Source organism: Stenotrophomonas sp. YJH_SMC_29 (assembly GCF_059371235.1).
Genome location: NZ_JCAFUK010000009.1, coordinates 187,143 through 200,425 on the forward strand (window position 1 = coordinate 187,143; position 13,283 = coordinate 200,425).

Annotated in this window: 12 protein-coding genes; 4 read left to right on the top strand and 8 right to left on the bottom strand. The window is 68.3% G+C overall.

Annotated features, from left to right (window positions below):
- Positions 1–39: 39 nt before the first annotated feature.
- From kdpC to pyrE, 6 genes are all read right to left on the bottom strand, one after another.
- Positions 40–690, bottom strand: a complete 651-nt coding sequence (gene kdpC / locus AC5P9I_RS12175; RefSeq protein WP_049465927.1) for a potassium-transporting ATPase subunit KdpC — start codon at positions 688–690, stop codon at positions 40–42.
- Entirely contained in the window at positions 687–2,744 is a 2,058-nt protein-coding gene (gene kdpB / locus AC5P9I_RS12180; protein WP_049465925.1) for a potassium-transporting ATPase subunit KdpB, read from the bottom strand. The genes kdpC and kdpB overlap by 4 nt, the downstream gene beginning before the upstream one ends.
- A 10-nt stretch (positions 2,745–2,754) precedes the next feature.
- Positions 2,755–4,464, bottom strand: a complete 1,710-nt coding sequence (kdpA, locus tag AC5P9I_RS12185; RefSeq protein ID WP_049465924.1) for a potassium-transporting ATPase subunit KdpA — start codon at positions 4,462–4,464, stop codon at positions 2,755–2,757.
- An 11-nt stretch (positions 4,465–4,475) separates the two neighbouring features.
- On the bottom strand, positions 4,476–4,568 hold the full coding sequence (locus AC5P9I_RS12190; RefSeq protein WP_005407770.1) for a potassium-transporting ATPase subunit F: 93 nt from the start codon (positions 4,566–4,568) through the stop codon (positions 4,476–4,478).
- A 170-nt stretch (positions 4,569–4,738) separates the two neighbouring features.
- The gene (locus tag AC5P9I_RS12195; protein WP_049465921.1) at positions 4,739–5,401 is read right to left on the bottom strand and encodes a hypothetical protein; all 663 of its coding nucleotides are present in this window, start codon (positions 5,399–5,401) and stop codon (positions 4,739–4,741) included.
- A gap of 18 nt (positions 5,402–5,419) precedes the next feature.
- Positions 5,420–6,079, bottom strand: a complete 660-nt coding sequence (pyrE, locus tag AC5P9I_RS12200; RefSeq protein ID WP_049465919.1) for an orotate phosphoribosyltransferase — start codon at positions 6,077–6,079, stop codon at positions 5,420–5,422.
- A gap of 162 nt (positions 6,080–6,241) precedes the next feature.
- Here pyrE and AC5P9I_RS12205 point away from each other — a divergent pair, with 162 nt between their 5' ends.
- The 3 genes from AC5P9I_RS12205 (at position 6,242) to AC5P9I_RS12215 (ending at position 8,652) form a co-directional block, all read left to right on the top strand.
- Complete coding sequence (locus AC5P9I_RS12205; RefSeq protein ID WP_049465916.1) at positions 6,242–7,042, top strand: exodeoxyribonuclease III; 801 nt, start codon at positions 6,242–6,244, stop codon at positions 7,040–7,042.
- The gene (locus AC5P9I_RS12210) at positions 7,039–8,343 is read left to right on the top strand and encodes an AmpG family muropeptide MFS transporter (protein ID WP_187756797.1); all 1,305 of its coding nucleotides are present in this window, start codon (positions 7,039–7,041) and stop codon (positions 8,341–8,343) included. The genes AC5P9I_RS12205 and AC5P9I_RS12210 overlap by 4 nt, the downstream gene beginning before the upstream one ends.
- A 78-nt stretch (positions 8,344–8,421) precedes the next feature.
- Positions 8,422–8,652 (top strand): hypothetical protein, encoded by a 231-nt coding sequence (locus AC5P9I_RS12215; RefSeq protein WP_014645678.1) that lies wholly within the window; start codon positions 8,422–8,424, stop codon positions 8,650–8,652.
- Positions 8,653–8,775: 123 nt separating this feature from the next.
- On the opposite strand, the gene AC5P9I_RS12220 is transcribed toward AC5P9I_RS12215, so the two are convergent.
- Both AC5P9I_RS12220 and AC5P9I_RS12225 read right to left on the bottom strand, forming a co-directional pair.
- On the bottom strand, positions 8,776–9,903 hold the full coding sequence (locus AC5P9I_RS12220; protein ID WP_187756796.1) for an anhydro-N-acetylmuramic acid kinase: 1,128 nt from the start codon (positions 9,901–9,903) through the stop codon (positions 8,776–8,778).
- Positions 9,904–9,968: 65 nt separating this feature from the next.
- Positions 9,969–11,435: a M23 family metallopeptidase gene (locus tag AC5P9I_RS12225; protein WP_495217403.1), complete on the bottom strand. Its 1,467-nt coding sequence runs from the start codon at positions 11,433–11,435 to the stop codon at positions 9,969–9,971.
- 167 nt (positions 11,436–11,602) lie between these two features.
- Here AC5P9I_RS12225 and tyrS point away from each other — a divergent pair, with 167 nt between their 5' ends.
- Positions 11,603–12,814 carry a tyrosine--tRNA ligase gene (tyrS, locus tag AC5P9I_RS12230; protein WP_049465908.1) on the top strand — a complete coding sequence of 404 codons (1,212 nt, stop codon included), beginning with the start codon at positions 11,603–11,605 and terminating at the stop codon, positions 12,812–12,814.
- Positions 12,815–13,283 lie beyond the last annotated feature (469 nt).

Here is a 13,283-nt window from a genome sequence, read left to right on the forward strand (position 1 = left end):
CATGGCCGCCATTGTGCGCGCAGCCGGTGCAGGCTGGCATCACGGTGCCTTGGCCGCATGGTCCAGCGCGAAATTCAGCGTGACCACGTTCACCCGCGGCTGGCCGAACAGGCCCCACTGGCGCCCCTCGGTATGTGCCTGCACCAGCGCCTGCACGCGCTCCACCGGCAGGCCACGGGCACGCGCCACGCGTGCCACCTGCAGTTGAGCAGCGGCCGGCGACAGCTGTGGATCCAGGCCGCCGCCGGACTGGGTGACCAGATCGGCCGGCACCTGCGTCGGCGCGACGCCTTCGCGCGCAGCCACCGCCGCGGTGCTGGCGGCAACCCGCTCGGCCAGGGCCGGGTTGCTGCGCGCCAGGTTGGAACCGGCCGCGGCCATCGGGTCGTAGTTGGCCGCCGACGGCCGTGCCTGGAAGTAGCCATCACCGGTGAACGGCTGCGACAGCCAGGCCGAGCCGCGCACCTGGCCGTTGCCGTCGCGCAGCAGGCTGCCCTCGGCCTGGGTGGGGTAGGCCAGGCCGGCGAAACCGGTGGCGATGCCGGCGTAGACCGCGCCGGCCAGCAGCAGGGTGGCCAGGCCCAGGCCGATCGCCGGGCGCCAGCCGGCGCCGTCCTGCAGGCTGGCCACGCGGGCCTCGGCTTTCGCTTCGCGGGGCAGGGAGGTGGAGGTGGAAGCAGAACGGTTCATGCGCCGAATACCAGGACAAGGAAGAGGTCGATCAGCTTGATCGCCGCGAACGGCAACAGCACGCCGCCGAGGCCGTACACCAGCATGTTCCGGCGCAGCAGCGCGGTGGCCGTGGCCGGACGGAAGCGCACGCCACGCAGGGCGAGCGGGATCAGCGCGGGAATCACCAGCGCGTTGAAGATCAGCGCCGCCAGCACCGCATTGCGCGGGCTCGACAGCTGCATCACGTTCAGTGCGGCCATGGCCGGAACCGCAGCGGCAAACAGCGCCGGCAGGATCGCGAAGTACTTGGAGACGTCGTTGGCCAGCGAGAAGGTGGTCAGCGCGCCGCGGGTGATCAGCTGCTGCTTGCCCACCTCCACCACCGCCAGCAACTTGGCCGGGTCCGAATCGAGGTCGACCATGTTGCCGGCCTCCTTCGCCGCCTGCGTGCCGGAGTTCATCGCCAGGCCGATGTCGGCCTGGGCCAGCGCGGGAGCGTCGTTGGTACCGTCACCCACCATCGCCACCAGGCGGCCACCGGACTGTTCCTGGCGGATGCGCGCCAGCTTGTCTTCCGGCCGGGCTTCGGCGATGTAGTCATCGACACCGGCTTCGGCGGCGATGGCGGCAGCGGTCAGCGGATTGTCACCGGTGATCATCACCGTGCGGATGCCCATCGCCCGCAGCTGCGCGAACTTCTCGCGCATGCCGTGCTTGACCACGTCCGACAGCTCGATCACGCCCAGTACGTGGCGGCCCTCGGCCACCACCAGCGGGGTGGCGCCATTGCGCGCGACCTGCTCGACGCGGCCGGCCAGTTCAGCCGGCACGTTGCCGCCGAGCGCCTGCACGTGGGCGCGGATCGCATCGGCAGCGCCCTTGCGGATCTGCCGCCCATGCTCCAGATCGACGCCGGACATGCGGGTCTGCGCACTGAAGGCCAGGTACTCGGCACGGTCCGGCTCGGCGGTGGCGCAGCCCTGTTCGCGCGCCAGGCGCACGATCGACTTGCCTTCCGGGGTCGGGTCGGCCAGCGAGGACAGCAGTGCCGCCTCGCGCAGCTGGCTGGCGTCGATGCCGGCCAGCGGATGGAAGTGGCTGGCCTGGCGGTCGCCGTAGGTGATGGTGCCGGTCTTGTCCAGCAGCAGCACGTCGACGTCGCCGGCCACTTCCACCGCCTTGCCCGACTTGGCCAGCACGTTGGCGGCCAGCGCACGGTTCATGCCGGCGATGCCGATGGCCGGCAGCAGGCCGCCGATGGTGGTCGGGATCAGGCACACCAGCAGCGCGATCAGCAGCAGCGGGTCGACCTTGACGCCCACGGCCGCACCGATGGCCGGCAGCGTGGCCACCACTACCAGGAAGGTCAGCGTCATCGCCGCCAGCAGCAGGGTCAGTGCGATCTCGTTCGGGGTCTTCTGCCGGTTGGCGCCTTCCACCAGCGCGATCATCCGGTCCAGGAAGCTGTGGCCCGGCTCGGCGGTGACACGCACGATGATCTGGTCGGACAGCACCTTGGTGCCGCCGATCACGCCGGAGCGGTCGGTGCCGGCCTCGCGCAGCACCGGCGCGGATTCACCGGTCACCGCCGCTTCGTTGATGGTGGCCAGGCCCTGCACGATCTCGCCATCGGCCGGTACCAGCTCGCCGGCACTGACGATCACGTGGTCGCCCGGGCGCAGCTCGGCGGCCGGCACCTGGGCTTCCGGCGCTCCCGGCTGCGGCGCCGCCAGCCGGCGCGCCACCAGGTCCTGGCGGGCACGGCGCAGCGAAGCGGCCTGGCCGCGGCCACGGGCTTCGGCGACCGCCTCGGCGAAATTGCCGAACAGGACGGTCACCAGCAGGATCGCGGTCACCGCCAGGCCGAAGCCCAGCGGCGCATTGCCGGTCAGGGTGACGATCGCGGCCACGATCGTGCCGGCCATCACCACCGCCATCACCGGGCTGCGGACCAGGTGCATCGGCGACAACTTGCGCACGGCTTCGATCAGTGCGCGGCGCAGGCCGGCGCCGTCGAGCAGGGCAGGGCGCGCGGCGGAGGAACTACGGGTGGAACTTGCAAGACTACTCATGGCGGTGTCCTCAGTGCAGTCCCAGGCTCAGGTGGTCGGCGATCGGGCCGAGTACCAGCGCCGGCATGAACTGCAGCACGGTCAGGATGACGATCACCGAGACCAGGGTCAGGGCGAACGTCGGGGTTTCGATCTGCAGGCTGCCGGCAGACTCGGGCGCCTGGCGCTTGGCGGCCAGCTGTGCGGCCACCACCAGCGGGATGATCAGCAGCGGGAAGCGGCCCAGCAGCAGCACCAGCGAGCAGCTCAGGTTCCACCACAGCGTGGCGTCACCCAGCCCTTCGAAACCCGACCCGTTGTTGGCGTAAGCCGAGACATACTCGTAGAACACCTGGCTGATGCCATGGAAGCCGGGATTGGACGTGCCGGCCAGGCCGGGCACGGCCAGGGTGATCGCGGTGAACACCAGCAGGGTGATCGGCTGCAGCAGCACCAGCAGGGCCAGCAGGCGTACCTGCGGCGTCTCCAGCTTGCGGCCGAACAGTTCCGGCGTGCGCCCGGTCATCAGGCCGGCCAGGAACACGCCCAGCAGCAGGTAGACGATGAACTGCTGCAGGCCACAGCCGATGCCGCCCCAGATCGCACTGACCAGCATGTTGACCATCGCGATGCCACCGCTCAGCGGCGCCAGCGAATCGTGCATGCCGTTGACCGAGCCATTGGAGACCTGGGTCGTGACCGCCGCCCACAGCGCGGTGCCGTCGGCGCCGAAGCGCACTTCCTTGCCCTCCATCAGCAGCGGCGTGGCGGCGCTGGCGCTATGCCCTTCGCTCCACATCATCGCGCCGGTGGACAGCAGCGACATGCCCAGCATGCAGCTGAACACCAAGGCGCCGAAGCGGCGCCGGCCGGTGAACGCGCCGATCATGAAGATCACCGCGATGGGCACCAGCAGGATGCCCACCACCTCCAGCGCGTTCGACAGCGGGGTCGGGTTCTCCAGCGGGAAGCTGCTGTTGGGGCCATACCAGCCACCGCCGTTGGCGCCCAGCTGCTTGGCCGCGACCATCGCCGCCACCGGGCCCAGCGGCAGTTTCTGCTGGGCCATGCCGGCGCTGGCGTCGATCGGCGCGGCCTGCGGGCCGCCGGCCATCGTCGACGGCACGCCCTGGCTGGTCAGCAGCAGGGTCCACACCAGGCACAGCGGCAGCAGGAAGCGCACGCACAGGCGCACCACGTCCACGTAGTAGTTGCCCACTGCGATCTGGCGGTCATCGCCGCTGCCGGTGGTCGCCGCAGCCTGCGGCGCACGCGCGAACAGCGCACGCAGCGTCGCCACCGCCAGCGCCAGGCCCATCATCGGCGTCACCACCTGCAGGCCGGTGATGCCGGTCATCTGCGAGAGGTAGGACAGCTGCGCCTGGCCCGAATAGTGCTGCTGGTTGGTATTGGTCAGGAACGAGATCATCGTGTGCAGCGCGGTGTCCCAGCGCATGTTCGGGATCTGGTCCGGATTCAATGGCAGCCAGGCCTGGGTCATGAACACCGCCTGGGTCAATACAGCGACCACCACGTTGCTCAGTACGAAGGCCAGCACGTAGCCGCGCCAGGACATCGCGCGCGACGGATCGACGCCGAACACCGTGTACAGCGGCTTTTCGATCCAGTTGAACAGCACGTCGACCTTCATCGGCGTGCCGCGCATCACGCGCGCCAGGTACAGGCCCAGCGGCCACGCCAGCAGCAGGCTGGCGGCAAGAATGACAAACATCTCAGTCATGGCCGGCTCCGTTAGAACGACTCGGGCCGCAGCACGACATAGAGAAGATAGGCGGCGGCGACCAGCACCAGCACGCCACACAACAACGACAGCCAGGGGGACATTGCAATAGCGTCCTGGTGGAACCCCTCCACCTCAGGCCGCCATCGTCGTCCTGCCGCCCATAAACGCACTACGCGCCGGACCGGGCCGACGCGTAAAGAGTGCATAAATTCGGTGGGTCAAGCCGTAACCGGGCGCCGGAGCCGCGCATGGGCTCGGCTCCACAAGCGGATCACGGGGCCTGGCTCGCCGGCGCCACGCCCTTCAGCTCGCGATAGCGCTGCAGCGTGCTTTCGATTTCCGCCTTCAGCGCCTGCTGCTGCTGCAGGAATCCGGCCTGCAGGCGCTGTTGCGACTGCAGCTGCACGTGCCGCTGGCGGATCGCCTCGGCCTGCTTGTCGGCCACCTTGCCGCCGGCCAGTTCACGGTCGCCAGCGGCCGACAACAGCGCCACCAGCGATTCGCGCAGGCTGGTGACGTTGTACTCGGCGGTCTTCAGGTTGTTGTCCAGCACTTCCTGGCGCTCGGCGAACACCCGGCGCAGGTCGTCCTCGCTGCCATAGGTGGACAGCATTGCCTGTTCGGTGCGCTGGCGGGTCTGCTCGGCCATCAGGTCCAGCTGCTGCTGCTGCGCCGCAGTGCTGGCTGCGGCACGCTCCTCGTCGGTCAACGCGCGCTGGACCTGCGCATTGCGCAGGCCGCTCTTCGCGTTGAACTCCTCGCGGGCATGATTGACCGCATCGGCCGGCAGCGAATCACTGCAGATCCGCTCCTTGCCCTCGTTCCAGCAGTACAGCTTCTTTTCCACCTTGCCGCCATCGCGCGACTGCGCCGGCGCGGTGAACGGCACGGCCAGCAGCAGGCCGGCAAAGAGAACAGCAGGAACTCGGGACATGACCTTTCCCCTGGTCGGTCAGCGGATCGAACGGACGCCGTACTGGGCCCGGTAGGCTTCCAGCGGCTGCCGGTAACCCACAAGTTCCGGGTTGCCGGAGGCGAAATCAAGCAGGTCGGCCAGCGACGCCACGGCGATCACCGGAATCCCGGCCTCTTCGGCCACCGACTGCGCCGCCGAGCGGCGGTCGGCTTCCGAGGCGATCTCCTGGCGGTCCAGGGCCACCACGATGCCGGCCGGGGTGCCGCCGGCAGCGCGGATGATGCCCAGCGCTTCGCGGATGGCGGTACCGGCCGTGATCACGTCATCGACGATCAGCACGCGCTTGCCATTCATGTCGGCACCGATCAGCTGGCCGCCTTCGCCATGCGCCTTGGCTTCCTTGCGGTTGAACGACAGCGGCAGGTCGCGGCCACGCTGGGCCAGTTCGCAGGCCATCGCGGTGGCCAGCGGAATGCCCTTGTAGGCCGGGCCGAACACCACGTCGTACTTGATCCCGCTGGCATCGATGGCGTCGGCGTAGCAGGCGCCGAGCTGGGACAGCAGCGAGCCGGAGTCGAAACGACCGGCGTTGAAGAAATAGGGGCTCAGCCGGCCGGACTTGAGGGTGAACTGGCCGAAGCGCAGGGCGTCGGCGGTCAGGGCCAGCTGCAGGAAACGGTGGCGGTGGTCGCTCATCAAAACTCGATTCATCTTCATTTGGAGCACAAATCCTAATCCAGCTGGGCCTTTCGCGCTCGTCCGGCCCGCTGCGGCGCGCACCGCAGCCCGGCCTGGCGGACTGCGCAGCCCCGCGGGCAACCGGTATGCTTGCCCGGTTTCCCGCCGCAGGTCCCCCGCATGCGCATCATCAGTTTCAACGCCAATGGCATCCGTTCCGCCGCGACCAAGGGCTTCCTCGACTGGTTCCGGGCCCAGGACGCCGACGTCCTGTGCCTGCAGGAGACCAAGGCACAGGAAGACCAGTTGACCGACCCGATGTTCCGTCCGGACGGCCACCACTGCTTCTATCGCGATGCCATCACCAAGAAGGGCTACAGCGGCGTGGCGATCTACAGCAAGCGCGAGCCGGACCAGGTCATCACCTCGCTGGGCTGGGCGCCGTTCGACGACGAAGGCCGCTACATCGAGGCGCGCTACGGCAATCTCAGCGTGGTGTCCTTCTACATCCCGTCCGGCAGCTCGGGCGACCTGCGCCAGGGTTTCAAGTTCGAAGTGATGGAATGGCTGCGGCCGATCCTCGAGGAGTGGGCGCGCAGCGGCCGCGACTACGTGCTGTGCGGCGACTGGAACATCGTGCGTTCGGCGCTGGACATCAAGAACTGGAAGTCCAACCAGAAGAACTCCGGCTGCCTGCCGGAAGAGCGCGACTGGCTCAACGCGCTGTGCGCCGACCATGGCCAGGCCACCGATGTCGCCGCCGGCCGCGGCTGGGCCGATGCCTATCGCCTGCTCAACCCCACCGGCGAGGACTACACCTGGTGGAGCAACCGCGGCGCCGCCCGCGCCAACAATGTCGGTTGGCGCATCGACTACCAGTTCATCAGCCCGGGCCTGCGTGACCGCCTGCGCAGCTGCTCGATCTACCGCGACGAGCGCTTCTCCGACCACGCCCCGTTCACCGTGGACTACGACCTGTGACCGAGGCCGTCACGCCGGTCAGCTACAAGGGCTGGGCAGGCATCAAGCGCGCCTTCGGCACCCCGTCGGCGCTGACCATGGCCATGCTCGGCTTCGGCAGTGGCCTGCCGTTCCTGCTGATCGCCTCGCAGACCCTGTCCACGCGCCTGCGCGACGTCGGCCTGGACCTGGGCAGCATCGGCCTGATCAGCCTGGCCAGCTTCTTCTACCTGCTCAAGTTCCTGTGGGCGCCGCTGCTGGATCGCTACGCCTTCCCGCTGCTGGGGCGGCTCGGCCGCCGCCGCTCCTGGCTGCTGGTGTCGCAGGTGCTGGTGCTGGTCGGGCTGGTCGCGCTGGCCTTCGTGCGGCCCGAACAGGGCGTGTGGCCGCTGGTGATGTGGGTGCTGGTGGCGTCGTTCGCCGGCGCCACCCAGGATTCGGCCGTCGATGCCTACCGCATCGAGATCGCGCCGCAGACCGCCCAGGCGGCGCTGGCCGCCACCTATACGCTGGGCTACCGGATCGGCCTGATCCTGGCCGGTGCCGGCGCGCTGTACCTGGCCCAGTTCGAAGGCTGGATCGTCGCCTACCTGGCGATGGCCGCGCTGATGCTGCTGCCGATCGTCACCACCCTGCTGTGCGCCGAACCGGAACGCCCGGCCACCGCCGTGCAGCGCCGCATCGATATTGCCGAAGCGTTCGTCCAGCCCATCTCCAGCTTCTTCAGCCGCAATGGCGTGGCACTGGCGCTGGTGCTGCTGGCCTTCGTCGGCCTGTTCAAGTTCCCCGACCAGGTGATCGGGGTGATGGCCGGGCCGTTCTATCTCGACTCGGGGTTCGACAAGGCCGACATCGCCACCGTCTCCAAGCTGTTCGGTGTGTGGATGGGCATCGGCGGCGCGTTCCTTGGCGGCATCGCGGTGGCTGCGTTCGGCTTCCGCCGCATGCTGCTGGTGGCCGCGCTGGGCGTGGCGCTGTCCAACCTGGCCTTCCTGCTGATGGCGCACAACCCGGGCAAGCTGTGGGCGTTCTACGCCGCGCTCAGTGCCGACAACCTGTTCCAGGGCTTTGCCGGCACCGTGCTGGTGGCCTTCATGTCGTCGCTGACCGACCGCAACTTCACCGCAACCCAGTACGCCTTGCTGGTCTCGCTGGCCAACCTGCCGGGCAAGTTCGTCGGTGGCGTCTCCGGCTACATCGTCGAAGCCACGTCCTACAGCACGTTCTTCATCCTCAGCTCGATCACCGTGGTGCCAACCCTGCTGCTGCTGGCGTGGCTGTGGCCGCGGATCGCCGATCGCGGGCCGCCGCCGGTCGCCTGATTGCCTGCCCGCCCGGACTGCGGGATCATCGCCCCCGACGCGCCGAGGGGGCGGTGCCTTGCGAACGGGGAAGTGAGCATGGCCGACGTTGTGCTGCGGGACCTGGACCCGCTGCTGCTGGAACGCATCCGACGGGTCGCGGTCGCCCGCGGCTGGACCCACGAACAGACCTGCGCCGCCTTGCTGGAGCAGGGCCTGTTCAGCAGTGAACTGGAGGTCCGCTCCGGCTTCGGCGATCCCGAAGTGGACGCCCTCTCCGCCGCGATTGCCGCCCTGCAGGCCCTGCCGGCAGGGCAGGGCTTCGATTAGCGGCCGCGCTGCCATGCTGTAGCGCCGAGCCCACGCTCGGCTGCTCCTGGCCTGGCCTGGCTTGCGCGAAGCCGAGCTGGGCTCGTCTCTGCAACAGCGCCTCACCTGCGCGGATGGCCCACCTCACGCCAGGTGGATCGCCCCCAGGATCCGCGGGCCCTTGGCCCCGGTCACGCTCGGCAGGTTGCCGGCCAGCCCGTCCATCGTCCGCTGCGCCAGCCAGGCGAACCCCATCGCCTCCACGTACTCCGGGTCCAGCCCGTGCACTGCGCTGGATTCCACCTGCACCTCCGGCAGCTGGGCCGCCAGCCGCTTCATCAGCTGCCGGTTGCGCACGCCGCCGCCACACACCAGCAGGCGACGGGTCTGCGGCTGTTGTGCCAGCAGCGCATCGACCACGGTTGCCACGGTCAGCTCCAGCAGGGTGGCCTGCACATCGGCGGCGGCGTACTGGCCTTCGCCCATGTGCGCCTCGGCCCAGGCCAAGTGGAACTGCTCGCGCCCGGTGCTCTTCGGCGGCGGCAGCGCGAACCACGGGTCGGAACGCCAGCCGGCCAGCAGGGACTCGTCCACCGCGCCACTGGCGGCATACGCGCCATCGGCATCGAAGGTGCGGCCGATGTGGCGCTGGCACCAGGCGTCCATCAGCGCGTTGGCCGGGCCGGTATCGAAGCCGCGCACCTCGCCTTCGCGCGGGATCAGGGTCAGGTTGGCGATGCCGCCCAGGTTGAGCACCGCGCGGTCTTCGTCGGCGGTGCCCAGCATGCCCAGGTGAAAGGCCGGCATCAGCGGCGCACCATGGCCCCCGGCTGCCACATCGCGGCGGCGGAAGTCGGACACGGTGGTGATCCCGGTCAGTTCGGCGATGCGGTTGCCGTCGCCCAGCTGCACGGTGAAGGCCGGGCTGGCCAGCGGGCGGTGGCGCACGGTCTGGCCGTGCGAGCCGATCGCGCGGACCTGGCGGCGGTCCACGCCGGCCTCGGCCAGCAACTGATTGGCGGCGTCGGCGAAGCTGATCGCGATCCGCGCGTCCAGCGCGCCCAGTTCCTCCAGCGACTCCAGCGGGCCGCCTTCACCCAGCGCCACCAGCTGCGCGCGCAGCACCGGTTCCCAGCGGGCGGTCAGGCCGTGCACGAAGCGGCAGCCACCGCCGGCGGGGAACTGCACCAGCGCGGCGTCGATGCCGTCGGCGCTGGTGCCCGACATCAGGCCAAGGTACAGGGGGGCGTCAGCGTCGGCAGTGGTGTTCATGGCAGGCATAAAAAAAGGACGCGGCAAGCTTGGGCTGCCGCGTCCTTCTTCGTCAACGCAGGGGCTCAGCCGCGCTTGCGGCTGCTGGAGGGCTTGTCCTTGGCGCTGGCCACCGCGGGCGCAGCCTCGTCGCGGCTGGTCGGTGCCGGGCTGGCGTCGGCGTAGATCAGCTTCTCCATGCCCTGGATGCGCGCCATCGCCGGCGCGGTCTGCGCGCGGAAGGCGACCAGCTCGGCGCCCTTCAGCGGTTCCGGCGGCGGCATGGTCACGGTCAGCGGGTTGCGGTGCTCGCCGTTGACGCGGAATTCGTAGTGCAGGTGCGGCCCGGTCGCCAGGCCGGTCGAACCGACGTAGCCGATCACCGTGCCCTGGGCCACGCGCTGGCCGGTCTTGATGTTCGCAAAGCGCGACATGTGGCCGTACAGGGTGGTGTGGCCGCGGCCATGGTCGAGGATCACCACGTTGCCGTAGCCGTTCTGCACGCCGGCAAACTGCACGCGGGCGTCGCCGGCGGCCATGATCGGGGTACCGGTGCGCGCGGCGTAGTCGACGCCCTTGTGCATGCGCATCTTGCCCAGCACCGGGTGCTTGCGGGCGCCGAAGGTGGAGCTCAGTCGCGCGAACGGGATCGGCATGCGGATGAAGCTCTTCTTCAGCGAACGGCCGTTGATGTCGTAGTACTCGGACTTGCCGTTGCGGTCGAAGCGGAAGCCGGAATAGGTCTTGCCCCCGGTGGTGAAGGTCGCCGCCAGGATCTTGCTGGTGTCCACCTTCTCGCCTTCGCGCCAGGTTTCATCCATCACCACGCTGAAGCGGTCACCCGGCTGCAGGTCCTTGGAGAAGTCGATGTCGTACTTGAAGATGTCGTCGGTCATCGTCGCGATCGCCGACGGCGACAGCCCGGCGCGGCGCGCGGCGGCATACAGCGAACTGGTGATCTCGCCGCTGGTGACCACGGTGCGCGTGGAGGTCTCGCGGCGGGTCACCTTTTCCTTGATGTCATCGCCGGCCAGGCTCAGCTCCACGCGGTTGTCGGCATCGCGGTCGAAGCGGATGCTGCGCAGGTCGCCGGACAGCGGCATGTCAAAGGCGATCTCGGCACCCGGGCGCAGGCGGGTCAGCGCCTCACGCGCGCCGGGGTGGTCCAGCACCCGGTGCAGCGTGGTGGCCGGAATGCCGGCCTGGTCGAACAGGTCGCTCAGGGTCTGGCCGCGCTGCACGCGCAGCACCTGCCAGCTGTCGCCCGGCACCTGCTGCTGGCGGGCCAGGGTCAGTGGCGGCAGCGCCAGGCTGGTGTGGCTGTCGGCGTAGGGGGCATCGATGGTGTGCGAGAAACCGGGGACGATCGTCGCCACCAGGGCGCCGATGGTCGCAAACAGGCTGGCATGCATCCAATGGCGGCGGGTCCAGCGCTCATTGAAGGCGGCGGGAAGGTGTTGCCTGAGCTTCCGATGCAGGGTGTTGTCGTGTAGGACGTGGAGGCGTTCCTGGAAGCGCTGCTTGCGTGCGCGCCCTTGTTCGGAATTGTGCATCGGCGGTTCTTTCCTGGCAGCCCGGGAGCGCGGGCCTGATCGCCGGTTACCATAGACACCTGAGAAAACCGCGTCAAACCCTTGTGCCCATTGGCTTTTGTGAAGCCAATCGGGTTAACTTTGCTTTAACACCCCACACAAGAATCGGCGTTGCCGGGAGTAGTCACGTGTCCTCGATTGAAGAAGCCCTTGCCCTGATCGGCCGTGGTGCCGACGAGATCCTCAAGCTTGAGGATCTGCGTGCGCGCCTGCAGGAAGGCCGTCCGCTGCGGATCAAGGCCGGCTTCGACCCCACCGCGCCCGACCTGCACCTGGGCCATACGGTGCTGCTGAACAAGATGCGCCAGTTCCAGGACCTCGGCCACCAGGTCATTTTCCTGATCGGCGACTTCACCGGCATGATCGGCGACCCCTCCGGCAAGAGCCTGACCCGCAAGCCGCTCAGCCGCGACGACGTGCTGGCCAACGCCCGCACCTACGAGGAACAGGTGTTCAAGGTGCTGGACCGCAGCCGTACCGAAGTGCGCTTCAACTCGGAGTGGTTCGGCAAGATGGGCGCGGCCGATATGATCCGCCTCGCCGGCCAGCACACCGTGGCGCGCATGCTCGAGCGCGACGACTTCGCCAAGCGCTATGCGGCCCAGCAGTCCATCGCCATCCATGAGTTCCTCTACCCGCTGGTGCAGGGCTACGACTCGGTGGCCCTGGAGGCCGACGTCGAACTCGGCGGCACCGACCAGAAATTCAACCTGCTGATGGGCCGTGGCCTGCAGGAACACCACGGGCAGAAGCCGCAGGTGGTGCTGACCATGCCGCTGCTGGAAGGCCTGGACGGCGTCAACAAGATGTCCAAGTCGCTGGGCAACTATATTGGTATCAGCGAGCCGGCCATCGACATCGTCACCAAGACCATGAAGGTGGACGACACCCTGATGTGGCGCTGGATCGAGCTGCTGTCCTTCGACATCAGCCAGGCCGAAGCCGTGCAGCTGCGCGAGCAGGTGGGCAATGGCGGCCTGAACCCGCGCGTGGTCAAGTTGCGCCTGGCGCGCGAACTGGCGACCCGTTTCCACGACGCCGCGGCGGCCGAGCAGGCCATTGCAGGCTGGGAAGCAGCGGTGACCGGGCAGGGTGACATCACCCAGCTGCCGCTGCAGGACGTGGCGATTCCGGCCGAAGGCCTGCGTATCGCTGCGCTGCTGACTGCGGCCGGCCTGACCCCGAGCAATTCCGAAGCCAACCGCAAGCTCAAGGAGCGCGCGGTGAAGGTGGATGGCGAAGTGGTCGAAGACGGCCAGCAGGTGCTGCAGCCGGGCTTCGAAGGCCTGCTGCAGGTCGGCAAGCGTACTTTCGCCCGCGTGCGCCTGGTCGCTGCCTGAGACAAGGGAAGGGCCGGCGCAGCCGGCCCTTCCCTTGTAGAGTCGAGCCATGCTCGACTGCTCTTGCTCTTCGCGGAATGCCTCCACGGGCGCGACGGATGAACGGATGCAACATCCGGTGAAAAAAATCGCCACACCCCCTTCACAAACGATGTGGATGGGGCCATACTTCTCCTCCCCCGTCGCAGGGGTCGCCACCAAGGGGCTTCAGCGACAACAGGGCGCCCACCACCGCCGAACGAGATGATCGAACGAAGGTGTTGACGGACTGAAAAAGTCTGGCATAATGGGCGGCTCGCTACGAAGGAAGCTTCGCAGCACACGGGAGCGGCGCTGAGGCCACTTCCCCGGATCTTTGAAAGTATGCGCAGGTATCTTGTGAAGGCGCCTGCAGGAAGGATGATTGTCCATCTTGCAGACGTTTGATCAAGCAACTATTAATTGTTTTAAAGCAAGCGATACGTTGCCA